The sequence below is a fragment of the Mesorhizobium sp. M8A.F.Ca.ET.207.01.1.1 genome (genome assembly GCF_004794715.1).
In the GTDB taxonomy this organism is placed as follows: Bacteria; Pseudomonadota; Alphaproteobacteria; order Rhizobiales; family Rhizobiaceae; genus Mesorhizobium.
The window spans coordinates 1-278 of the sequence record NZ_SRUS01000628.1; the positions used below are offsets into that span (position 1 = coordinate 1).

The 278-nt window shown below is 56.1% G+C and carries 1 protein-coding gene; it reads left to right on the forward strand.

What is annotated here, in order from left to right; translation table 11 throughout:
* A partial coding sequence (locus EN850_RS36135) for an ABC transporter permease (RefSeq protein ID WP_136093112.1) occupies nt 1-278 on the forward strand: 278 nt, incomplete at both ends.

Here is a 278-nt window from a genome sequence, read left to right on the forward strand (position 1 = left end):
TCGAAGTGCTGGGCGAGGATTATGTGCGAACCGCCCGCGCAAAAGGGCTGAAGGAAAATACCGTCCTGTTCCGCCATGCGCTGCGCAATGCCGCGGTTCCTGTGCTCACCATTATCGGCACCGGCTTTGCGCTGCTTATTTCCGGCGTCGTGGTAACGGAGAGCGTATTCAACATTCCCGGCATTGGAAGGCTCACGGTCGATGCCATTCTTGCCCGCGATTACCCTGTCATTCAGGGCATGATCCTGCTGACAAGCGGTATCTATGTGATGGTCAAT